We start from the raw sequence: 20,591 nt of genomic DNA on the forward strand, positions 1-20,591 counted from the left end.
TCTTTGGCCACACCGCAGAGCAGATCGAGCAGCTGGGCCACAGCGGTTATCACCCGATGCCCTGGATCGAGCAGGACCCGGCCGTGCGCCAGGCCCTGGAGTTGATCGGCTCGGGCTACTTCAGCGAGGGTGATGGAGAGCTCTTCCACCCCTTGTTGGCCAGCCTCACCAGCCACGATCCCTTCCGGGTGATGGCTGATGTGGCCGACTACCGCCGAGCTCAAAACGCCGTAGATGAAGCCTGGCTCGACCGGGGCCGCTGGGCGCGGATGTCGCTGCACAACACGATGCGCTGTGGCTTCTTCAGCAGCGACCGCTCGATCGCTGACTACGCCGAGCGCATCTGGAAGGTGGGCCGGGTCCCGGTGCAGTCCAGCGCCGGCGCCCCGGCGCCCTAGGCGCTCGGGGGCTCCGGCTTGTCGCTGTCCTTGAGCGAGGGGAAGGTGGAGCGGATCAGCTGGGCTACCTCCTGGTTCATCTGGGAGCGGAAGTTGGCAGCGGCGCCAGCTTCGAGCACCGGATAGGAGCGGGCCCCAACGTTGCGCAGGGGCTTCCAGCTGGTGGCTTCCTGCTGCTTGAGGGCTTCCAGCGGTGCGTCGAAGTCGAAGCTGAGCTCCCGTCCCTGGGCGGCGACGGCAGCTATCCAGGCCTCCCGGGCCGGCAGCAGGGCCTTGGCCTTGAGGGTGTCAGGCAAGCCCAGCACCGGCTCGTAGTGATCCAGGGCTCGTAACTCGGCCTCGAGCAGAATGACCCAGGTGGCTTCTTCGCCGAGCTGGAGGCCAAGGCCTTCGGCGGCGGCGAGCATGGCGTCTCGATATAGACACAGCCAGCGGTAGTGAGATTTCTGCTGCAGTGTTTTTTTGAGCGAGCTCTTGCCATGGGCAACCCGCTTCGGCAGGGCAGCTTCAGCTCGCCGCAGCAACACCCGATCTTCTGGCTCCAGGTTGATGGCGCCCCAGCGCTGCCGGTATTCCCACAGCTCCTCGTATTGGCGCACCTCCTCAGGCGTCCAGCCCAGGCCCTGCAGTTCTTCGCCCCTGCTCGTTTCGTCCTTAGCCACCGGCACGCCTGTTGCTGTCGCAGGCAGCGTAATGGCCGGAGCTCAACGCACAACCAGCACCGGGCAGCTGCTGTGGGTAAGCACCCGGTGGGTTTCGCTGCCCAGCAGCACCCCCTCCAGGCCGCGGCGGCCATGGGAGGCCATCACAATCAGATCAGCCCCATGGCGGCCTGCCGCCTCCACGATTGCCGCGTAGGGCATGGAGCTAACCATGGTGTCCTGGTCGCTGACCACCCCGGCGGCCTGGGCCACGGCTGCTGCTGCCGCCAGGATTTGCTCGGCGCCATGGCGAGCGGCTTGCACGAGGGCGATCACCGTATTGGGGTCCACCAGCTCACCCACGCCCACCAGGGAGATGGGGAAGTTGGATTGCGCGTGGAAAAAGGTGATGCGAGCTCCCAGGCTGTGGCCCAGCGCCACCGCCTGCTGCACGGCCTTGTCTGAGAGCTCGGAGCCATCGGTTGGCACCAGCAGGTGGCTGTATGGCATTTACGGCGCAGGGGGGCGGTGGAGCTCCAGCCTGGAGCAGTTGGCGCCGCCTAGCAACTGGCGCCGCCTAGCAACTGCCTGAGCCCTTCCAGCCAGCCAGGTGGGCAGCGGCGCGGGAGCGGGCCAGAGCGCGGGCGCGGGGCAGGGCCGGCTCGAGTTGCTCGGAGCTGAAGGGCGGTAGGGGGCGGCTGCGCAGCCAGGCCCCCCAGCGGAATTCGTGGAAGGGAATCAGCGGGGCGGCGGCCAGCACCCCCTCCTGCTTCAGCTTCCACACCAAGCTGCGGTAGGGGTCGTCCTGCAGGCCTGTGAGCTGCTCGGGCAGGGCGCTGGGGGGCAGGGGCCCCAAGCCCCTGCCGTCATAGAGGTAGAGCCAGCCGCGTTGATGCAGGGCCGCAAGCACCTGCTCGGGGTCGGGGCTGTCGAGCTCGAGCACCACGTAGCCGAAGGCGATGGCGTCGGGTTCGATCTCGATCAGGGCCCGTAGGCGGTGGTGGCGGTCGACCATCCACACGCTGCCATCGGCGCTGCGCACCAGCGGCACGGGCTTGCTGCCCAGGTAGGAGCGGCGTTCGCGGGTATTTTCGGCCCCGAAATCACGCAGCCTGCTGCGCACTTCAGCCAGTCCCACGCAGAGCTGGGTGGGGCGCAGCTGGGCGATGGGCACCTCAAGCAGCTCACCCCCCGGGCGCGGGGCCGGTAACGGCTGGTATGGGGGAAGGCGCAGGGCCATGACGGCTAGGCAGCCCGGATATCCCCATCCTGACCCGCTGCTTCCCGGAATAGGGTCGCCCTCAAGTGCGAGTGGCCATGGCTTCCCTCTCCCATCCCGACCTGAGTGCCGGTCCCCACGGCCCGATTGGGGTGCTGGTTTGCGGCCACGGCAGCCGCAATCGGCTGGCAGTGGCCGAATTTGCCGAGCTGGCCAAGGGGCTCCAAGCGCTGCTGCCCGAGGTGCCTGTGGAATACGGCTATCTGGAATTTGCCAGGCCGATCCTGCGCGATGGCCTGGAGGCGCTGCGGGCCCGGGGGGTAAGCCACGTGCTGGCCGTGCCGGCCATGCTGTTCGCAGCGGGCCACGCCAAAAACGACATCCCCTCGGTGCTCAATACCTACGCGGCGGAGACGGGTCTGCGCATTGACTACGGCCGTGAACTGGGGGTTGACCTGAAGATGATTCAGGCCGCCGGGGCCCGGATTCGCGAAGTCCTTGATGGGGCAGCCACAGAGGTGCCCCTGCACGAAACAATGCTGGTCGTGGTGGGCCGGGGCTCGTCCGACCCCGATGCCAATTCCAATGTCGCCAAGGTGACGCGGATGTTGGTGGAGGGTTTTGGTTTTGGCTGGGGTGAAACGGTTTATTCCGGAGTCACCTTCCCGTTGGTGGAGCCGGGACTTCGCCAAGTGGTGAGACTTGGCTATCGCCGGGTTGTCGTTTTCCCCTATTTCCTGTTCTCCGGGGTGCTGGTGAGCCGGATCCAGCAGCACACCGAGCGGGTGGCCCAGGACCATCCCGAGGTGGAGTTCCTGAAGGCCTCCTATCTGGCAGATCACCCCCTAGTGCTGGACACCTTTGTGGAGCGGGTGGCGGAGGTGGTGCGAGGTGACGCCAACATGAATTGCTCGCTCTGCAAATACCGGGCCCAGGTGCTGGGCTTTGAGACTGAGGTTGGGGCGCCCCAGCACAGCCACCACCACCACGTTGAAGGGCTCACCGACGGCTGTGACCTCTGTGAGCGCGAGTGCACCGGTGCCTGCCAGCCCGATGGAGTGCCGATTCCAGTGGGCGGCCACACCCACGATCACGACCACTCCCCTGGGCACAGCCATCACCATCCGCCCTACCCCCACGCGGACCATCCCCTCGGTCCCACAACCCTGCGCCAGGGCGGCAGCAGTTGAGCCCTCTCGGTTTGGCGTGGCTCAGTCTTCTCAGCTCGCCGGAAGTCTCGCGAGACTCCAGCTCATCAGTTCTGCTGATTGGTTATCCGTATTCCCCATTATTGCCGTCTTTTCCCCAGTTTATTAGGGGTTTTCCCCAGAAATGAGGCTTCTAAGCCAGTTTAGGCCTGGCAGTTGGGGAATAACTGCTTTTGTTCAGTCTGGCCTTGACATCACCACCAGCGGCCGCCCTTGCAGGCTTTGAAAATCCTCGCTGCGCCGTTATGGAGCCGCCGGCACAGGCAATCTCAGTTGAGAACGGTGTGGTTTCGCCCTGGCCTTCAGGCTTTGACGGACCTGGCACCGATGTGGCCTACTGAGTCACCCCACCTCTTGTTTCGTAATGGCAGCCGAGCGCAGTCACCTCCAACGATGTATGGAGCAACCCAGCTGCGCAGAAGGGTTAGTGGAGGCAGAAGCCGGCAGCATCAGCCTGGAGGCGGAGGTGCCAGAGGTGTTGTTCGATGGCATGCGCGAGTTCCTGCGCAGCCACCCCCAGTGGGATCAATACCGCTTGATCTCCTCAGCGCTGTCCAGCTTCCTGTTTCAGCACGGCTGCGCCGATCAGGGGGTGAGCCAGCACTACCTCAACGGCCTGTTCCTGCGCCCCTGAATTTTTCAAATCTGGTGGCAGATAACAAAAAAAAGGCGGAGGGGCCAACCTCCGCCTGAGACTCCCTTGCCCGACCTTTTAGAGGTCGACGTTGCCATTGTGAGCAGGGTTGCTCAAGCCGGTTGTGGCGATAGACACCGGATCGCAACCGGGTTAGGGGTCTCCTTGGCGCAACCTGGCGGCAGCGGCTTCGCAAGCGCGCCAGGTTATGGCCATTTCAGTGAGGGTTGGGCTCTGCCAGCCGGCACGGGGACAGAAGGCCACATCGACTACCAGGACAATGGGGGCGCCCCAGCACTGGTTGAGGTGATTCACCACACCTGCCTCGGGCTGGCTTGCCATGCGGGCGCCGCCGAGTTCGTGGATGTAGTAGCCAGGTGGTGGCGCCTCGGGACTCACCGCCAGGCTGGTGCGGATCCAGGGCTCCAGCAGCGGCAGCACAAATAGCTCTTCGATGGGCCGGATCTGCCCCCCACCAGCTGCCACCACCGCCTCCATGCGCCGGTGCATGTGGGCCACCAGGCGCTGCTCGTTTGCACCCCAGCGGCAGGTGATGTGGGCGGTGGGTAACCCCCAGGCATCGAGATGTTCACCGTTCAAGGTCACCTGGTTGTCGGCGTTGGGTTGCACGTCGCCGTGACCGATCAGAAAACCCACCGCCTCGCCCCGGCGTCGCTGCAGCAGGGCTGGTGGATCAAAGCGCTGTAGGGCTGTCCAGAGTCCATAGCCGCCACTGAAATCAGCTTCGCTGCCCGCATCCAGGTTGACCGTGTTGGGTATGAAGCAGCTACCAGCCCCAGAAAGTTCGCTGGGCCCATCAAGGGCCGGCACCCCGGGAATCGAAAAGAAGCGACTGCTGGAGATGTGGTCCATCAGATAGCGCCCGAGGCTGCCGGATGGATCGATTAGGCCGCCGCGTTGGTGGGCTTCGCTCGAGTGCAGCAGGATCCGCAGGGTCTCGATCGTTGAGGCGCAGAGCACCACCAAGGGCGCCTCAATGCGCTCGTGGGCTGCCGTTTTGCCATCTACCAGCACCACGCCCTGGGCCCGCTCGCCGTCGAGCAGTAGGTGGCTCACCACGGCGTTGCTGCGCACTTGGGTGCGCCCCGTTGCCAGGGCCCGTGCCAATGTGCGCCCCTGGCTGGCGGAGCGGGGCCAGCCCGCACCCCGGTGCAGGTTGAAGCCGCGCGAGTGGATCAGGGGCAAGCCAAGCTCGTTGTCGATGCGGCGCTTCAGGTGGCGCTCGCCTGGGGTGAAGGGCAGGGGCGCCTGGAAGTGGCCATCGGGCAGCTGGGGCAGGCCGTCGCAGGCTCCATGCACCTCCAGCAACTGCTCAAGGCGGGTGTAGTAAGGCGCTAGCTCGGCGCTGCCGATCGGCCAGCTTGCCCCCTGACCATCGCGCTCAGCCGCACCAAATTCGTAGTCGGAAAGGCGAAGGGTGATGCCTCCCCAGGTGAGGCTTTTGCCCCCCACCTGCCGGCCCCGGCTCCACAAAAACGGGGCGTCGTCTGGGGTGGAGTAGGGATTGAGCCGCTCATCGACGAACAGCTGGGGATTGTGTTTCCAGAATCCCGGATGGTGGCGCTGCATGCGTTGCTGGCCGCTGGCGATGCTGGCCACACGCCGGGCCGTATTAAGCGGTTCGCTGCCGAAGGCCTGACGGGATGAGAGCTCGGGACCGGCCTCCAGCACCAGCACCCTCAGCCCCGCCTCGGCCAGCACCATGGCAGCCACACCGCCGGTAGCGCCGGAGCCCACCACGATGGCGTCGGGCTGGGTCACGCTGGCGGGGATGGCCATTTTCTGGGCGGTGATCGCTGGGGCAGCGGAGGTGAATGTTCAAACAACAAAGCCCCGACAGGAGACTGCCGGGGCTTTGGGAAGTGGTGGCGGGGGCGAGATTTGAACTCGCGACCTTCGGGTTATGAGCCCGACGAGCTACCAGACTGCTCTACCCCGCGTCGACCTCTTAACCATACCAGTCGAAGTGCCTAGTACTGGCGCTCAGTCGAAGCGCAGCTCGCCGATCACTTCCAGGCGCAGATGGGGGGCTGGGATCAAGAAGCGAGTGCGCAGCTCTTCGAGAGCTATCGGCGTTAGCCAGTCGAGCTGCTCGAGCAGGTGCAGGGCTACGGCTTGCTTGGCTCGGGCGGAGCCGTCTTCCACCTTGATCGCTACCCCCATGCCTTCGCCGACGCGGCTGAGGCACTGGATGCCTTCAGCTCCGCCCTTGCTCACCACTTGACCATGGCCGCCGCGCATCAGTTCGGTGTCAAAGCGTCCCTCCCCTGCCACCAGTTCGGGGTGAGCCAGCATCGCCCGGCTGAGGCGCTCCAGGTCGGCCTGGCTGCCGGCGCCCAGGTGGGCGTAGAGCAGGGCCATCTGGGCAAGTTGCAGCTGCAGGGTGGGGGCGCCGCAGTCGTCGCGGGCGGTGAGCAGCTCGGCGGCGGGCAGGGCGAGCAAATCGCCTACGCGCTTAAGCACCTCCTGCTGGAGAGGATGCTCTTTTTGTAGATAGCTCTCGGTACTCCAGTTCAGTTGCCGGCAGGTGGCCAGGAAGGCGGCGTGCTTGCCGGAACAGTTGTGCTCAAGGGGGCTTTTGCCGCAGTCGGGCACGGGGCATTGCAGCTGCTCGGCCTCGATTTCAGCGCCCCAAAGCAGCTTGAAGGCCTCGCGGGCGTGCATGGCCGTGCCGGTGTGGCTAGCGCAGGCGATCGCCAGGCCCCGCTCGCCGCAATTGCAATGGTCGGCGGCGCCACTGCTCACAAAAACCGTGGCCTGAAAGGGCTTTAGGGCAGAGCGCACAAAGCTCAGCTGCTGGGGATCGCCTGCCCGCATCAATACTCGGCCGCGGCCGTCGCAAACCACCGCGTGCACCCGGTGGCGCGATTCGACGATGCCGTTGCGCAGCAGCCGCACCTCCAGGGGAGGGACGCCCCCGCGGGCGGTGCCACCGAAACTGGAGGACAGGGTCACAAGAGCCCAGGAGCTGATCTCAAAGAGCCTGACAGAGGCTTGCCCCCACTAGGGCCAGGATTACCGCCAGGGCTGCGCCCTGTTGCAGCCGCCGCAGCACCGGTTGCACCTGGTGCTGGGCCACTAGCAGGTCCTGCTGGCGCCAGGCCAGGGGCTTTTCCCACACTTGTCCGTCGTACCAACCCGATTCCTCGTATTCGACCCGCTCGGAGACCAGGCGGCGGTGCACGTAGTTCCATCCGAGCCACTGGCGCACGAGCAGCAGCATCGGCAGCGCCACTGCAGCCACCATGCCCGCCAGCACCAGCTGGGCCGGGTGGTGGCGCAACACCCAGCTGCCGCTAGCCACCAAGGTGGAGAGGGGCAGCAGCAACAGCCAGCTGGTGGCTAAAGGGCGCAACAGACCTGGCAGGTCGTGGGACGGCCAAACAAAAAACCAGGAGGCCAGCAACTGCTCGTATTCCTGCAGGGGCCGTTGCTCGGGCGGCACCGGGCACGGCATGGCGTTCAGGGAGAAACTGTTGGAAATGAGCTTACGAAGCGCACCTGTTCACCGTGGCCCCAGAAGGATTCGAGGTCGTAGTAGGTGCGCTCGCTGGGGGTGAGCACATGCACAATCACTTCGCCGTAATCGAGCAGCATCCAGCGGCCCTCCTTCTGGCCTTCGCGCCGTAGGGGTAGCCGGCCGGTGGTTTCCTCGATCTGATCCTCAGCCGAGCGGGCGATGGCCCGCACCTGCACATCGGAGAGGCCGCTGCAGATCACAAACCAATCGGCCAACGACGACACCTCGTCAACCCGGATCAGGCGAATGTCCACGGCCTTGCGGTCGTCACAGGCTTCTGCCGCCAGCTTGGCCAGCTGCTCGCTGTCGAGATCCTGGTGGGTCGTGGGCCTGCCAGCGGGGGAATCAGCCATAGACGTTCTCACTGGTGACGGATTGACGCGAGCCCTGTTGCTGGGCCATTTCGGCCCGGGCCTTGCCGGCACTCTTGCGCAGTGCCTCGAGCCGGTCTTCGTAGAAGGCGCGCTTCTTTTTCTTGCGGGTCTGCTCCACCAGCTCCTTGAGGGCGCCGCCCAAACTCTTGTAGGCATTGGGCAGGGTGTAACCGAAGCGGGTGGCCAGGTCGATGGCCCGCTCATCGGCGGCGATGGCGTCCTGCAGTCGCTTTTCGGAGTTGTTTTTGAGATAGAGGCGGTAGCCGGCAAAGCCGGACAGGCCCAGGGCCATCACCAGAAGGAGGCCGTCCTGCACCCACAGCTCACCGATGGCTCCACCCAGGCCGATCGCCAGGGCCGCCATTTCCCAGCCGTCGCGGGGTACTGCATCGTTCTGGACGCGGCCCACCTCGTGCCAAAACAGCAGGTTGCGATGGTCTATCGCCAGCCCGTCCCAGCTTTCCAGGTCGACCTGAATTTCGACTTCATCGCGACCGATCTCCTCGATGGTGATCAGGGGCGGTTCCACCGAGGCGGCCGCTTCAACAAACACCCAGCTCTGTAATTCAGGGGGCAGCAGCCCTTTCAGGCGCTGGAGCTCACTCATCTAGGGCTTCAGCGTTATCAATCAGGTTAGCGATTCCAGCCCCAGTTGCTGCCAGGGGGGCATGAGAGGCTAGGCAGGTTTGGCGTTGCCCACCCCCTATGCCCCGCCGCACGGACCTCAGGCGCATCCTGCTGCTGGGCTCGGGGCCGATCGTGATCGGCCAGGCCTGCGAATTCGATTATTCCGGCACCCAGGCTTGTAAAGCGCTGCGGGCAGAAGGCTTCGAAGTGGTATTGGTGAATTCCAACCCGGCCTCGATCATGACCGATCCGGACATGGCGGATCGCACTTACATCGAGCCACTTACGCCCGAGGTGGTGGCCCGGGTGATTGAGATCGAGCAGCCCGATGCCCTGCTGCCCACGATGGGCGGCCAGACCGCTCTCAATCTGGCGGTAGCCCTGGCTGAAAACGGCACCCTGGAAAAGCACGGGGTGGAGCTGATCGGCGCCAACTTGCAGGCGATCCGCAAGGCGGAAGACCGGCTGCTCTTTAAGGAGGCGATGGAGCGAATCGGCGTCGCGGTGTGTCCCTCCGGCATCGCCAACACCCTTGAGGAGGCGGAGCGGGTGGGCGAGGTCATCGGCAGCTATCCCCGCATCATCCGGCCGGCCTTCACCCTGGGCGGCAGCGGCGGTGGCATCGCCTACAACCCCGAGGAGTTCCGCGCCTTCTGCAAAAGCGGCCTGGAGGCGAGCCCCGTCTCCCAGATCCTGGTGGAGCAGTCGCTGCTGGGCTGGAAGGAATTCGAGCTGGAGGTGATGCGCGATAGCGCCGACAACGTGGTGATCGTTTGCAGCATCGAAAACCTCGATCCGATGGGGGTACATACCGGTGATTCGATCACCGTTGCACCGGCCCAAACCCTCACCGACCGCGAATACCAGCGACTGCGCGACCAGTCGATCGCGATCATCCGCGAGATCGGCGTCGATACCGGCGGCAGCAATATTCAATTTGCGATCAACCCTGCCAACGGCGATGTGGTGGTGATTGAGATGAACCCGCGCGTATCGCGCAGCTCGGCGCTGGCTTCGAAGGCCACAGGCTTTCCAATCGCCAAGATCGCCGCCCGCCTGGCGGTGGGTTACACCCTCGACGAAATCGTCAACGACATCACCGGTGCCACCCCGGCCTGCTTCGAGCCCACGATTGATTACGTGGTCACGAAGATTCCCCGCTTCGCCTTTGAGAAGTTCCGCGGTAGCCCGGCGGTGCTCACCACCTCGATGAAGTCGGTGGGGGAGGCGATGGCGATCGGCCGCTGCTTTGAGGAGTCGTTCCAAAAGGCGTTGCGCTCCCTGGAAACGGGCCATGCCGGCTGGGGCTGTGATCGCCCCGATGCCGCAAGTGATCCCACGCTTGCCCCAGATCCCACCGCCCTGGAGCGGGCCCTGCGCACAGCCACGCCTGAGCGGATTTTCGCCGTGCGCGAGGCGATGCTCGTCGGCCGCAGCGATGACGAGATCCACCAGCTCAGCGCCATCGATCCCTGGTTTTTGGCCAAGCTGCGCTGCATTCTCGAGGCTGAGCAGCGGCTGCTGCGGGGCCGCCAGCTCGAGCAACTCGATGCCGCCGCCCTGCTGGAGCTCAAACAGCTGGGCTTCTCAGATCGCCAGATCGCCTGGGCCACTGGCAGCGATGAACTCACGGTGCGGCGCCACCGTCAGGGGCTGGGCATCAATGCCGTGTTCAAAACCGTCGATACCTGTGCGGCGGAGTTTGCCTCCAGCACTCCGTATCACTACTCCACCTACGAGCGGCCGCTGGAGCGGCTCAATGCGGCAGGTGAGCTGGAAATCGTGCCGCCCGAAAACGAGGTGCAGCCGGAGAGCCGCCGCAAGGTGATGATCCTGGGCGGCGGGCCAAACCGCATCGGCCAGGGCATCGAATTCGACTATTGCTGCGTGCACGCCTCCTTCGCTCTGCAGGCCGAGGGCTTCGCCACCGTGATGGTGAACAGCAACCCGGAGACGGTGTCAACGGATTACGACACCTCCGACCGGCTTTATTTCGAGCCCCTCACCCTCGAAGACGTGCTCAACGTGATTGAGGTGGAGCATCCCGAGGGGGTGATCGTGCAGTTCGGCGGCCAGACACCTCTCAAGCTGGCGATCCCGCTGCTGCGCTGGCTGGCTTCGCCCGAGGGGTTGGCCACCGGAACTCGCGTCTGGGGCACCTCACCTGAATCGATCGACGCCGCCGAAGACCGGGAGCAATTTGAAGCGATCCTGCGCCGGCTGGAGATCCGCCAGCCCCGCAATGGCTTGGCCCGCAGTGAGGCCGAGGCCCGGGCCATCGCTGCGCGCGTGGGCTATCCAGTGGTTGTGCGCCCCAGCTACGTGCTGGGCGGGCGCGCCATGGAGGTCGTCTACGACGAAGCCGAGCTCAACCGCTACATGGTGGAAGCGGTGCAGGTGGAGCCCGACCACCCAGTGCTGATCGACCAATACCTCGATAACGCCATCGAAGTGGATGTGGATGCCCTTTGCGATCGGGAGGGGGTAGTGGTGATCGGCGGTGTAATGGAGCACATCGAGCCGGCGGGCATCCACTCGGGCGATTCGGCCTGCTGGCTGCCGTCGGTGAGCCTGAGCGAGGCAGCCCTGGCCACGATCCGCGAGTGGAGCCGGGCCCTGGCCCTGGCCCTTGGGGTGCGCGGCCTGATCAACCTGCAGTTCGCCGTCCAGAACGACCCGGAGCAGGGCGAGCGGGTGTTCATCATCGAGGCCAATCCCCGTGCTTCCCGCACGGTGCCGTTTGTGGCCAAGGCCACCGGCGTGCCCCTGGCCAAGGTGGCCAGCCAGCTGATGGCCGGCCGCACCCTGGCGGAGCTGGGGCTCACGGCCGAGCCCATCCCGCCTCTGCAAACCGTCAAGGAGGCGGTGCTGCCGTTCAAGCGCTTCCCTGGTTCCGACACGTTGCTGGGCCCTGAAATGCGCAGCACCGGCGAGGTGATGGGCATCGCCAGCAGCGCCGGCATGGCCTATGCCAAGGCCGAGTTGGCCGCAGGCGAGGCCCTGCCCACCAGCGGCACGGTGTTTCTCTCCACCCACGACCGCGACAAGCCGGCCCTGCTGCCGGTGGCTGAGCGACTGGTGGGGCTGGGCTTTGACCTGATCGCCACCGGCGGCACCGCCGAGGCCCTGCGAGCCGCTGGCCTGCAGGTGGAATCAATCCTCAAGGTGCATGAGGGCCGTCCCAATATTGAAGACGCGATTCGCTCGGCCCGCATTCAGCTGATCATCAACACCCCGATCGGCCGCCAGGCTGCCCACGACGACAAATATCTGCGCCGGGCCGCCCTCGACTACGCCGTGCCGACGGTGACAACCCTGGCCGGGGCCCGGGCCGCTGTCGAGGCGATCACGGCGTTGCAGCAGCAGAAGATTGAGGTGAATGCCCTGCAGGACATACACCCCGGACTCACTCGTTAGGGTTAGGGATCCGATAGATCCCGCCTTGACAGCCAGCACCCAAGTCAGCAACCAGATCACCTCAGGCAGCGACTGCACGGCGGCTTTCCGGGCCGCCTATGAAAATCGCTACACCTGGGAACCGGATTTTGGTGGCTATCAGGGCCGCTGCATCTGGGAGCAAGACGGTGATGGGGGTGAAAATGGTAAGCGGGTCGATGGAACTTTCGTGGTAGGCGCCGACCTCAAGGCCACGGTCGCTGGCGTCGCCGATGAGGAGATTCACAAGGCCCTGGCTTCCCAACTGTGGGAGGTGGCGATCCACCGGGTGCGCCGCAGCTTTGAGCAAACCCATGGCGCCAACACCTTCAACGCTGGCGATACCGATGCCGTTGGCACCGAGGTGATCGTGGGCGGCAAGAACACCGGTGACCGTTACCGGATCCAGAACGACGTGGTGACGATGGTGCATCGCCACATCCACGGCACCGTGGTGACGATCTTCACCGAGAGCACCACAGACACCGGCAGCGGCTACCTGAGCCGCAGCTACACCAGCCAGTACAGCGACCCCGCCAGCGGCGAAGCCAAGGGTGGCACCAGCCGCTTCACCGACACCTTTGTGCCGCTGACCGAGGCTGGCCCCTGGGTGCTGAGCGAGCGGGTGGTTGAGACCGAGGCCCATGGCGAAACGCCGGCCGGCCGCCAGGTGTTTCGTTTCGAGGATCTTGCCCCCTTGGCTTAAGCCAATCGGCCGCTGCTAGGCACAATGCAGCCATGTTTTCTCTTTGGATTGGTGCCTACGACCAGGGCCTGGCCTATGCCGGCCTGGCCCTAGGCACCTACCTGACGCTGCGCGTCCTCAACTTCCCAGACCTCACGGTGGATGGCTCCTTTGCCCTGGGAGGTGGCACCGCTGCGGTGTTGATCAGCCAGGGTGCCCCGGTGCCGGTGGCCTTGGGGCTGGCTATCTTATTTGGCTGCCTGGCTGGCATGGTTACCGGCCTGATCCACACCCGGCTGGGTGTGCCTGATCTGTGTGCAGGCATCCTCACCACCACGGGCCTTTATTCGATCACCCTGAGGCTGATGGGGCGCTCGAACATCCCCCTGTCTGAAACCCCTGCTGGAATTCTGGCCCTCCCCGATCTGGGCCTTGGCCTGGATGGTCAATGGGCCGTGGGATTAACCCTGGCGACCGTTGGGATGATCCTGCTGATCTCCTTCCTGATGGCCACAGATTTCGGCTTGTCTTTGCGCGCCTTGGGCAACAACCCCACCATGGCCCGCGCCAACGGCATCAACCAGCGCCGCGGGCTCACGGTGGGTATCGCCGCTGCTAATGGTCTGGTGGCCCTGGCCGGGGCGCTGGTTGCCACCTATCAGGGCTTTGCCGATGTGACCATGGGGATCGGCTCGTTGATCCTGGGACTAGGCATGGTGATCATTGGCGAGGCGGTGCTGCGGCCGCGCTCGCTGCCCTGGTCCCTGCTGGCGGTGGCGGTGGGGGCGATTTTGTTCCGCACCATGATCGCCATCGCCCTGCAGTTGGGCCTCGAACCGGTTGATCTCAAGCTGGCAACGGCCTTGCTGCTGCTGATCGCCCTGGCCTTCGGACGGCTGCGCATACCGGGTCTTTCGGCAGACCAGGGGAGGCAGGAGCAATGAGTTCCACCCCTCATCTCAGCACCCCTCATCTCAGCACCCCTGGTCTCAGCGTTGAGGAGCTCAGCTGGGGCCATCCTCTGCCTGGATCGGGCTGGCGGCAATTGTTCAGCGGTTTCTCGCTGAGCTGCCCCCCCGGCCAGTTTCTGGTGGTGATTGGCAGCAACGGCTCCGGCAAGAGCACCCTGCTCAATCTGGTGGCTGGCACCCTGCGCCACGGCGCTGGCCGTATCCACCTGGGCGGTCGCCCCCTGCACCGCTTGCGAGATCACCAGCGGGCTCGCTGGATCGGCCGGGTGATGCAAAACCCTCTGGAGGGAACTTGTCCGGGGCTGACCGTGGCAGAAAACCTGCGGTTGGCGGAGCGGCGTAACAGGCCAGCCAGGTTTGCAGCGGGTTTTTTGATTAGTGCCTTTGGTGGCATCCATCCCAATGGCGGCGACCGCAGGCGCTACCGCGAGCTGCTGGGCGAGCTGGGCTTGCCCCTAGCCGACCGCCTCGATGAACCGGTGGGTCAGCTTTCCGGCGGCCAGCGCCAGACCCTCAGCCTGGTGATGGCAACCCTGGGTTCACCGGATCTGCTGCTGCTTGATGAGCACACCGCTGCCCTTGACCCCCGGGCCGAAGCAACGGTGATGGCGCTCACAGAGAGGTTAGTTCGTCAGCTGGGCACTACCGCCTTGATGGTGACCCACAGCCTCGAGCAGGCCCTGAGCCACGGCGACAGGTTAGTGATGCTCCATGAGGGGGGCTTGATCGGCGACTGGAATGCTGCCGAGCGTGAATATCTCGACCCGGCGGCGTTGCGGGCGATGTATGGAGCAGCCATAGTTGCGCCGCAGTCTTCAAGTGCCACAGATGGGTCTTCAGCGTCGTGAATTTCTGACCCTGGCAGGGGCCGGCGCCGTGAGCACGGTGGTGCTCTCCGCCTGCGGCAAGCTCGGCGGTGGCACCAAGGTCAAAGGCCCCACCATCGGCATGCTGCAGATGGTGGAAGCCCCGCCTCCAACCAACACCCGCAAAGGCTTTGAAGCGGCCCTGGCAGAAGCTGGCTACATCCCTGGCAAAAACGTCAACTTCATCCAGAAGGATGCCGCCGGCGAGCTGCCCAACACCACCTTGGTGATGAAGCAGTTTGTGGGCGACCAGGTGGACATGATCCTGGCGGTTGGCACACCGCCCCTGCAGGCCGCCATGAAGGTGGCCCCAGCAACCACTCCTGTGGTGTTCTGCTATTGCTCCAATCCATGGGGTGCCGGCGCGGGCACGCCCCCGGGTGCCGTGGGTCAGCACAAGCCAAATGTGGTCGGCACGATCGGCACCAACCCGGTGGGCAAGGAGCTCGATTTGGCACGCCAAATCAACCCTGAGCTCAAGACCGTGGGCCTGATCTTCAACCCCGGCGAGCCCAACTCCGAATATGAAGCCAAGGTGCTCAAGGAGGAGGCAGCCAAACGCAACATCACCGTTGTGGAGCAGTCGGTGGCCAACTCCGGCGAAGTGCTGCAAGCCGCCCAAGTGCTGGCCGACAAGAAGGTAGAGGCCTTCGTGAAGATCGGCGATTACGCCACGATTCAGGGCTTCGGCTCGATCGCCAAGGTGGGCCTAGAGAAGAAGATTCCCGTGTATTCGGTGGATGCCGACGACATCAAGCTGCCCGGCTGCCTTGCCACGATCGGCTGGGCCTACTTCGATGACGGCTACGCAGCAGGCAAGCTGGCGGTGCGGGTATTGAAGGGAGAATCACCGGCCAAGATGGCCTTCGAGCCCCTCACCAAAACGGAGTTGATGGTCAACAAGGCCACCGCCGCAGCGATCGGGGTAACCCTGCCTGAGGAGCTGATCAAGGAAGCTCAGAAGGTGGTGAGCTAGAGCCCACCCCCCATCGCATCAACCCTTTTCAAGGCAGGGGGGTGATGTTTTGCAGCTTGTCGTTGAGCTGGCTGGCCATAGCTTGGCGGCCAACGGCAAGCACTTTCAGAGTGTCTTCATGCATGCGCAGCTGGGCATCAGCTACTTGCATGCCACGCACCAGCTCCTTCATCTCATCTGGCAAGCCGTTGAGGTCGTAGCGCTTGCCCTCGAAGGTGAGCACGGGCGGCTGGTTGTCTGATTGCTGGGCGACGTTGTCCACGAGTGGCAAAAAATCTTCAGCCCTCAGGATACGGGTGGCAGGCCACCCGGTCGCTTGAAGAAAAACATCAGCAGCGGGCCCACCTGGGCTGCTTCCACCATCTCCCAGTTTTCCTTGCCGAGGGCATTTAGAAAAAACTGCAGCTGTTCGGCTGGGTGGCGTGGTTTGGTGGCTGCGGCGTCATATTGCTGCGGGAATTCCTTTTTAAGAAACTCCGGGCTCAGGGCGCCGCCGAGCCGCTCACTATCTGCCTTGGGTGAGGGAGGACCCGGCGGATTGCCGCTCTCCACGTTGATGTGGATCACCCGGTATTCCCAAGACATCAGGCTTGCAGATGAATGAATTGGCGCTCGCAGAGCTCGCGGTAGCGGCCCCCCTGCGCCATCAGCTCATTGTGACTGCCCTGTTCGACGATGCGACCGCCATCGAGTACCAGGATTCTGTCTGCACCCTGCACGGTGGCTAGCCGGTGGGCAATCACCAGCACGGTGCGGCCCGCCATCGCCTGCTCCAAGCCCCGCTGCACCGCCTCCTCCGCTTCGGCATCGAGGGCGCTGGTGGCTTCATCCAGCAGCAGCACCGCCGGGTTGCCGAGCACGGCGCGGGCAATGGCCAGCCGTTGCAGCTGGCCGCCAGAGAAGTTGCTGCCCCGCTCTTCGATGCGGCTGGTGTAGCCCTGGGGCAGGGCCTCGATGAAGCCGGCGGCGTTGGCGAGGCTGGCTGCCTGGCGGATGGCAGCCTCGCTGGCGGGCCGGCCGAAGGCAATCGCTTCGGCCACCGTGCCAGAAAATACACTGCTTTGCTGGGGCACCAGGGCTACGGCGCGGCGCAGCTCCCGCGCCCGCAGATCGGCTAGGTCGTGGCCATCCAGCAGCACCCGGCCCTGCTGGGCGGTGTTGAAGCGCAGCAGCAGGGAAAACAGGGTGCTTTTGCCGGCGCCGGAGGGGCCCACCAGGGCCACTACCTGGCCAGGCCGCACCTGCAGATCCAGGTCGTGCAGCACCGGTTGGGCGGGGTTGTAGCCGAAGCGCACCTGCTCGAGCACCAGCTCGCCGCGCACGCTGCCAAGCGGCTGGGCCGAGGCGCGGTCTGAAGCCTCCACCGGTTCCGCCTCGATCGCCCGCAGTCGCCGCAGCGAGGCCTGGCCCTGCTGAAACTCGTTGAAGTTGGTGGTGAGGTGGGAGATCGGGTCGATCAGCATCAGCAGGGCCGCCACGTAGCTGCTGAAGCCCTGGCTGTTGAGGCCGCCGGCCTGAATCCGGGCGGCGCCGAGCAGCAGCACGGTGAGGATGCCGGCCGCTTCCAGAAAGCCCACCACCGGGTGCTGCAGGGCCAGCAGTTTGAGGGTGCGGTAGCGGGCCCGACGGTGCAGGTCGATTTCGGTGTCGAAGCGCTGCTGCAGCCACGGTTCGGCTGCGAAGGCCCGCACTAAGGGCAGCCCACCGATCGCTTCGCCCAGCAGGCCCGCCAGCTCGCTCACCTGCTTTTGACTGCGTTCGGCGGCGGTCATTACCCGGGCGCCAAAGCTGCTTACCAGCACCACCACCACTGGCGCCAGCAGCAGGGTGGCCAGGGCTAAGGGCCAATCGAGCCACACCATGTAGCCGAGCACCACCACCAGCTGCAGGTCGCTGGGGGTGGTGTCTTGAATGGTTTTGTAGATCACCTCGCCCACCCGGTCCGCGTCTTCGGTGAGGCGATAGGTGAGGTCGCCCGCTGAGAGCTTCTCGAGGGCGCCGAATTCCAGCCGTTGCAGGCGGGCAAATAGGCCCCGCCGCAACTCCTGACTAACCCGCAGGGCCGGCCCGGCCAGCAGGGTGTCCTGGCCGAACTGGGCCGCCTTTTGCACCAAAAACAGTCCCAGGGCCGCGGCGATAGTGCGCAGCACCACTGGGAAGTTGCCAGCGCCGATGGCTGGAATCAGCTGGCCCGCCAGCCAGGCGAGCAGCGGCCAGCAGGCCACATAGATCACCATGCACAGCCCACCTGCCAGCAGGCGCCGGCGGTGGGGTTTCAGCAGCGGCCAGAGGTGTCGAAACCTGGCCGGCGAGGGTGCAAGCATGCGGTCACGCTATCGCTGCTCCCCCAAGCCGCCCCTTGAAACTCGATCAATTCCTTAAATACCAAGGCCTGGCGGGCACCGGCGGCGAAGCCAAGCTGCGCATTCAGCGCGGTGATGTGCGGGTGAATGGCGCCATCGAAACCCGTCGCGGTCGTCAGTTGGCCCCCGGTGATGCGGTCGACATCGACGGCCGCGAGCTGCTGTTTATGGGGACCAGGCCGCCGGCCCATTAGGTTTTCCTCACAGTGCTGGAGAGGGCCGATGCGTAAGGCCGTGATCGCGGGTAATTGGAAGATGCACATGACCTGCGCTGAGACGCGGGTATTTGCGGCCACGTTTCGGCCCCTGATTGCCGACTCCCCAGACGATCGGGAGGTGGTGATCGCTCCGCCTTTCACCTCGATTCCCACGCTCTGCCGCCACCTGGAGGGTGCTGGTGTGAAGTTTGCTGGCCAAAACGTGCACTGGGAAGACCAGGGGGCCTACACGGGCATGATCTCGGCGCCGATGCTGCTGGAGCACGGGGTGAGCTACGCCATCGTTGGCCACAGTGAGCCGCGCAAGTACTACAGCGAAAGCGATGAGCAGATCAACCTGCGCGCCCGCAATGCCCAGCGCCATGGCTTGATCCCGATCCTGTGCGTGGGCGAAAGCCTCGACCAGCGGGAATCCAATGAAACCGAGCGGGTGATCCACCGCCAGATCGAACAGGGCCTTGAGGATGTGGATCCCACCCAGGTGGTGGTGGCCTACGAGCCGATCTGGGCGATTGGTACCGGCAAGACCTGCGCCGCTGAGGAGGCAAACCGCATCTGCGGCCTAATCCGGGGCTGGGTGGGTAACCCCGGCGTCACGGTGCAATACGGCGGCTCGGTGAACCCTGCCACCATCGACGATTTGATGGCCCAGAGCGACATCGACGGGGTGTTGGTGGGTGGGGCTTCCCTCGATCCGGTGAGCTTTGCCCGCATCGTCAACTACGGCCGCTGAGACTGGCTCCCTGAGACTGGCCCCCCGTGATCGATCAACCCCGTTTTGCCTGGGGCGAGCGCACCGCAGTGATGGGGGTGCTGAACCTCACCCCCGACTCCTTCAGCGACGGCGGCCGCCTCGCCAGCGTGGCGCAGGCTGTGAGCGCTGCTGGGCGGATGCTGGCCAAGGGGGCCGATGTGTTGGATCTCGGCGCCCAGAGCACCAGGCCCGGCGCCGAGGAGGTGGGGCCCAAGCGGGAGCTTGAGCGGCTGCTGCCGGCTCTTACTGCTATTCGCGCTGCCCATCCAGGCGCCCTGCTCTCGATCGACACCTTCCATGCGGCGGTGGCCGAGGCGGCATTGGCGGCGGGCGTCCACTGGATCAACGACGTCAGCGGCGGCCGGCGTGATCCGGCCCTGCTGCGCTTGGCGGCGTCTGCCGGCTGCCCCCTGGTGTTGATGCACAGCCGTGGCGATAGCCGCAGCATGAACTCGCTTGCCCACTACGAAAATGTGGTGGCGGAGGTGCGGGCTGGCCTAATGGCGGCCACTGAAATGGCTCTGGCGGCGGGGGTGCGCCCGCTGCAGCTGATCTGGGATCCGGGGTTGGGCTTCGCTAAGGACACCGACCACAACCTTGATCTGCTCCGGGGTCTAGGCACCCTGGCGGCGGAAGGCTTTCCCCTACTGGTGGGGCCTTCGCGCAAGCGCTTCATCGGCGCGGTGTTGAACGAGCCCAGGCCCCGTGCCCGGCTGTGGGGCACGGCGGCGGTGTGCAGCCAGGCGATTGCCCAGGGGGCCCACATCCTGCGAGTGCACGACGTTGGGCCAATCGTGCAGGTTGCCCGCATGGCCGATGCGCTTAGGCCCCCTCAGCCGGACTGGTAATCGATCTGGCCCTTTTCGTTGACTTTGGCCAGCGAGAAAAAGTGGGCGGTGCTGGTGGAGATCAAGCCGAGCTCAGCCAGCAATTCGCCGACGCGGCCGCCCTTGCTGCGTTGCAGGTCGAGGGCCTGATCAAGTTGCTCAGGGGTGATGCAGCCCGTTTCCACCAGGCGCTCACCCAGGCGCTTCTCATTGAACCCCTGCTCATCGAACAGGGCGGGGTTGAGCAGCAGATCCAGCATCTGGGGCGGCACCTGCAGGTTGAGCCGTAGGAATTCGCCGAAGCGCTGGGTTTCAGCAAAGGGGCGATAGTCCTCTAGCAGCTGCTCCAGCTCTTCGATGTCGAGCACGCCGGCCTGCACCAGCTTGTTGCCGAGGGTTTGGTGCTGGAAGCTGGTGTCGGTGCTGGCGGCGGCATTGAGATTGCCTTCCACAACCTGAGGCGCCTGGAAAGCCTCCTTAATCCAAGGGTCGCTGCCCAGGAAGCCAAATAGCTCGCGCGGGTTGAGGGTGAGGCTGCCGAGACTTTCTTCGATCAGCTCTTCAAGAAAGGCCACCTCGGTAGTGGGACCGATCACCTGAAATGGCAGGCGGGCACTGTTGCCATTGGCAACAAGCTCCAGTTGGACTTGCTCCGAACTCAGACGGAACCGGTACATAGCTCAGCTCTGAACGGGTACGGCGCGGGGCGCCGTAGTGCTTTCAAAATAAATCTAGCCGGCTATTGCCTGAATAAATTAAGGAATATTGTCTGACTTTTCCTGACGATTAGACCAAAAGCAATTTGGGGAACTTAGCTTTGATCTGATTGGTGAGTTGATATGGTGAGTAGGCCG

Annotated in this window: 23 protein-coding genes and 1 tRNA gene; 11 read left to right on the forward strand and 13 right to left on the reverse strand. The window is 64.7% G+C overall.

What is annotated here, in order from left to right:
- Window positions 1–398 (forward strand): glycogen/starch/alpha-glucan phosphorylase (locus KBZ07_RS02155; protein ID WP_254930070.1); only part of this gene is annotated, 398 nt, incomplete at its 5' end.
- On the opposite strand, the gene KBZ07_RS02160 is transcribed toward KBZ07_RS02155, so the two are convergent.
- The 3 genes from KBZ07_RS02160 to KBZ07_RS02170 form a co-directional block, all read right to left on the reverse strand.
- Complete coding sequence (locus tag KBZ07_RS02160; protein ID WP_254930071.1) at window positions 395–1,060, reverse strand: hypothetical protein; 666 nt, start codon at window positions 1,058–1,060, stop codon at window positions 395–397. The genes KBZ07_RS02155 and KBZ07_RS02160 overlap by 4 nt on opposite strands.
- A 42-nt stretch (window positions 1,061–1,102) precedes the next feature.
- A complete protein-coding gene (locus KBZ07_RS02165) occupies window positions 1,103–1,549 on the reverse strand; it encodes a universal stress protein (RefSeq protein WP_254930072.1) in 447 nt (148 codons plus the stop codon).
- A gap of 67 nt (window positions 1,550–1,616) precedes the next feature.
- Window positions 1,617–2,279 (reverse strand): ParB-like protein, encoded by a 663-nt coding sequence (locus KBZ07_RS02170; protein ID WP_254930073.1) that lies wholly within the window; start codon window positions 2,277–2,279, stop codon window positions 1,617–1,619.
- A 77-nt stretch (window positions 2,280–2,356) separates the two neighbouring features.
- On the opposite strand from KBZ07_RS02170, the gene KBZ07_RS02175 reads away from it, so the two are divergent.
- Both KBZ07_RS02175 and KBZ07_RS02180 read left to right on the forward strand, forming a co-directional pair.
- Window positions 2,357–3,448: a sirohydrochlorin chelatase gene (locus KBZ07_RS02175; protein WP_254930074.1), complete on the forward strand. Its 1,092-nt coding sequence runs from the start codon at window positions 2,357–2,359 to the stop codon at window positions 3,446–3,448.
- Window positions 3,449–3,830: 382 nt separating this feature from the next.
- Complete coding sequence (locus tag KBZ07_RS02180; RefSeq protein ID WP_254930075.1) at window positions 3,831–4,100, forward strand: DUF2811 domain-containing protein; 270 nt, start codon at window positions 3,831–3,833, stop codon at window positions 4,098–4,100.
- 153 nt (window positions 4,101–4,253) lie between these two features.
- Here KBZ07_RS02180 and KBZ07_RS02185 read toward each other — a convergent pair whose 3' ends face one another.
- The 6 genes from KBZ07_RS02185 to KBZ07_RS02210 form a co-directional block, all read right to left on the reverse strand.
- Window positions 4,254–5,900 carry a GMC oxidoreductase gene (locus tag KBZ07_RS02185; RefSeq protein WP_254930076.1) on the reverse strand — a complete coding sequence of 549 codons (1,647 nt, stop codon included), beginning with the start codon at window positions 5,898–5,900 and terminating at the stop codon, window positions 4,254–4,256.
- An 84-nt stretch (window positions 5,901–5,984) separates the two neighbouring features.
- A tRNA-Met gene (locus KBZ07_RS02190) sits at window positions 5,985–6,061 on the reverse strand.
- 43 nt (window positions 6,062–6,104) lie between these two features.
- The gene (locus tag KBZ07_RS02195) at window positions 6,105–7,076 is read right to left on the reverse strand and encodes an asparaginase (protein WP_254930077.1); all 972 of its coding nucleotides are present in this window, start codon (window positions 7,074–7,076) and stop codon (window positions 6,105–6,107) included.
- A 19-nt stretch (window positions 7,077–7,095) separates the two neighbouring features.
- On the reverse strand, window positions 7,096–7,578 hold the full coding sequence (locus KBZ07_RS02200) for a CGLD27 family protein (protein WP_254930078.1): 483 nt from the start codon (window positions 7,576–7,578) through the stop codon (window positions 7,096–7,098).
- Between the two features lie 5 nt (window positions 7,579–7,583).
- Window positions 7,584–7,994: a ribosome silencing factor gene (rsfS, locus tag KBZ07_RS02205; RefSeq protein ID WP_254930079.1), complete on the reverse strand. Its 411-nt coding sequence runs from the start codon at window positions 7,992–7,994 to the stop codon at window positions 7,584–7,586.
- A complete protein-coding gene (locus tag KBZ07_RS02210) occupies window positions 7,987–8,622 on the reverse strand; it encodes a DUF3318 domain-containing protein (RefSeq protein ID WP_106632970.1) in 636 nt (211 codons plus the stop codon). Before KBZ07_RS02210 ends, rsfS begins: the two co-directional genes overlap by 8 nt.
- Before the next feature lie 98 nt (window positions 8,623–8,720).
- On the opposite strand from KBZ07_RS02210, the gene carB reads away from it, so the two are divergent.
- Genes carB through KBZ07_RS02235 form a run of 5 tightly spaced genes read left to right on the forward strand, consistent with a single transcriptional unit; the run spans window position 8,721 to window position 15,575 of the window.
- Entirely contained in the window at window positions 8,721–12,059 is a 3,339-nt protein-coding gene (carB, locus tag KBZ07_RS02215) for a carbamoyl-phosphate synthase large subunit (protein ID WP_254930080.1), read from the forward strand.
- Between the two features lie 25 nt (window positions 12,060–12,084).
- A complete protein-coding gene (locus tag KBZ07_RS02220; protein ID WP_254930081.1) occupies window positions 12,085–12,783 on the forward strand; it encodes a DUF3386 domain-containing protein in 699 nt (232 codons plus the stop codon).
- Window positions 12,784–12,815: 32 nt separating this feature from the next.
- On the forward strand, window positions 12,816–13,706 hold the full coding sequence (locus tag KBZ07_RS02225) for an ABC transporter permease (protein WP_254930082.1): 891 nt from the start codon (window positions 12,816–12,818) through the stop codon (window positions 13,704–13,706).
- On the forward strand, window positions 13,703–14,581 hold the full coding sequence (locus tag KBZ07_RS02230; protein WP_254930083.1) for an ABC transporter ATP-binding protein: 879 nt from the start codon (window positions 13,703–13,705) through the stop codon (window positions 14,579–14,581). The genes KBZ07_RS02225 and KBZ07_RS02230 overlap by 4 nt, the downstream gene beginning before the upstream one ends.
- The gene (locus tag KBZ07_RS02235; protein ID WP_254930084.1) at window positions 14,562–15,575 is read left to right on the forward strand and encodes an ABC transporter substrate-binding protein; all 1,014 of its coding nucleotides are present in this window, start codon (window positions 14,562–14,564) and stop codon (window positions 15,573–15,575) included. Before KBZ07_RS02230 ends, KBZ07_RS02235 begins: the two co-directional genes overlap by 20 nt.
- A gap of 28 nt (window positions 15,576–15,603) precedes the next feature.
- Here the strand turns inward: KBZ07_RS02235 and KBZ07_RS02240 are convergent, their stop codons facing one another.
- From KBZ07_RS02240 to KBZ07_RS02250, 3 genes are read right to left on the reverse strand one after another with little or no spacing between them, the layout of a single operon-like run.
- Entirely contained in the window at window positions 15,604–15,837 is a 234-nt protein-coding gene (locus KBZ07_RS02240; protein WP_106632964.1) for a DUF6447 family protein, read from the reverse strand.
- 23 nt (window positions 15,838–15,860) lie between these two features.
- The gene (locus KBZ07_RS02245; RefSeq protein ID WP_106632963.1) at window positions 15,861–16,160 is read right to left on the reverse strand and encodes a hypothetical protein; all 300 of its coding nucleotides are present in this window, start codon (window positions 16,158–16,160) and stop codon (window positions 15,861–15,863) included.
- The gene (locus KBZ07_RS02250) at window positions 16,160–17,899 is read right to left on the reverse strand and encodes an ABC transporter ATP-binding protein (protein ID WP_254930085.1); all 1,740 of its coding nucleotides are present in this window, start codon (window positions 17,897–17,899) and stop codon (window positions 16,160–16,162) included. Before KBZ07_RS02250 ends, KBZ07_RS02245 begins: the two co-directional genes overlap by 1 nt.
- A gap of 35 nt (window positions 17,900–17,934) precedes the next feature.
- On the opposite strand from KBZ07_RS02250, the gene KBZ07_RS02255 reads away from it, so the two are divergent.
- From KBZ07_RS02255 to folP, 3 genes are all read left to right on the forward strand, one after another.
- On the forward strand, window positions 17,935–18,132 hold the full coding sequence (locus KBZ07_RS02255) for an RNA-binding S4 domain-containing protein (protein ID WP_106632961.1): 198 nt from the start codon (window positions 17,935–17,937) through the stop codon (window positions 18,130–18,132).
- Window positions 18,133–18,160: 28 nt separating this feature from the next.
- Window positions 18,161–18,889, forward strand: coding sequence for a triose-phosphate isomerase (gene tpiA, locus KBZ07_RS02260; protein ID WP_106632960.1), 729 nt, complete (start codon window positions 18,161–18,163; stop codon window positions 18,887–18,889).
- Between the two features lie 71 nt (window positions 18,890–18,960).
- Window positions 18,961–19,758: a dihydropteroate synthase gene (folP, locus tag KBZ07_RS02265; protein ID WP_254930091.1), complete on the forward strand. Its 798-nt coding sequence runs from the start codon at window positions 18,961–18,963 to the stop codon at window positions 19,756–19,758.
- On the opposite strand, the gene KBZ07_RS02270 is transcribed toward folP, so the two are convergent.
- A complete protein-coding gene (locus KBZ07_RS02270) occupies window positions 19,743–20,414 on the reverse strand; it encodes a hypothetical protein (protein WP_254930086.1) in 672 nt (223 codons plus the stop codon). The two genes, folP and KBZ07_RS02270, sit on opposite strands and share 16 nt — an antisense overlap.
- Between the last annotated feature and the right edge of the window lie 177 nt (window positions 20,415–20,591).

The sequence above is a fragment of the Cyanobium sp. BA20m-14 genome (assembly GCF_024346295.1).

Excerpts from the sequence above, each read along its gene's own strand:
- KBZ07_RS02165 (WP_254930072.1), bottom strand. The coding sequence starts at position 1,549 with ATGCCATACAGCCACCTGCTGGTGCCAACCGATGGCTCCGAGCTCTCA.
- KBZ07_RS02170 (WP_254930073.1), bottom strand. The coding sequence starts at position 2,279 with ATGGCCCTGCGCCTTCCCCCATACCAGCCGTTACCGGCCCCGCGCCCG.
- KBZ07_RS02175 (WP_254930074.1), top strand. The coding sequence starts at position 2,357 with ATGGCTTCCCTCTCCCATCCCGACCTGAGTGCCGGTCCCCACGGCCCG.
- KBZ07_RS02180 (WP_254930075.1), top strand. The coding sequence starts at position 3,831 with ATGGCAGCCGAGCGCAGTCACCTCCAACGATGTATGGAGCAACCCAGC.
- KBZ07_RS02185 (WP_254930076.1), bottom strand. The coding sequence starts at position 5,900 with ATGGCCATCCCCGCCAGCGTGACCCAGCCCGACGCCATCGTGGTGGGC.
- KBZ07_RS02200 (WP_254930078.1), bottom strand. The coding sequence starts at position 7,578 with ATGCCGTGCCCGGTGCCGCCCGAGCAACGGCCCCTGCAGGAATACGAG.
- rsfS (WP_254930079.1), bottom strand. The coding sequence starts at position 7,994 with ATGGCTGATTCCCCCGCTGGCAGGCCCACGACCCACCAGGATCTCGAC.
- KBZ07_RS02210 (WP_106632970.1), bottom strand. The coding sequence starts at position 8,622 with ATGAGTGAGCTCCAGCGCCTGAAAGGGCTGCTGCCCCCTGAATTACAG.
- carB (WP_254930080.1), top strand. The coding sequence starts at position 8,721 with ATGCCCCGCCGCACGGACCTCAGGCGCATCCTGCTGCTGGGCTCGGGG.
- KBZ07_RS02225 (WP_254930082.1), top strand. The coding sequence starts at position 12,816 with ATGTTTTCTCTTTGGATTGGTGCCTACGACCAGGGCCTGGCCTATGCC.
- KBZ07_RS02230 (WP_254930083.1), top strand. The coding sequence starts at position 13,703 with ATGAGTTCCACCCCTCATCTCAGCACCCCTCATCTCAGCACCCCTGGT.
- KBZ07_RS02235 (WP_254930084.1), top strand. The coding sequence starts at position 14,562 with ATGGGTCTTCAGCGTCGTGAATTTCTGACCCTGGCAGGGGCCGGCGCC.
- KBZ07_RS02245 (WP_106632963.1), bottom strand. The coding sequence starts at position 16,160 with ATGTCTTGGGAATACCGGGTGATCCACATCAACGTGGAGAGCGGCAAT.
- KBZ07_RS02250 (WP_254930085.1), bottom strand. The coding sequence starts at position 17,899 with ATGCTTGCACCCTCGCCGGCCAGGTTTCGACACCTCTGGCCGCTGCTG.
- tpiA (WP_106632960.1), top strand. The coding sequence starts at position 18,161 with ATGCGTAAGGCCGTGATCGCGGGTAATTGGAAGATGCACATGACCTGC.
- folP (WP_254930091.1), top strand. The coding sequence starts at position 18,961 with ATGGGGGTGCTGAACCTCACCCCCGACTCCTTCAGCGACGGCGGCCGC.
- KBZ07_RS02270 (WP_254930086.1), bottom strand. The coding sequence starts at position 20,414 with ATGTACCGGTTCCGTCTGAGTTCGGAGCAAGTCCAACTGGAGCTTGTT.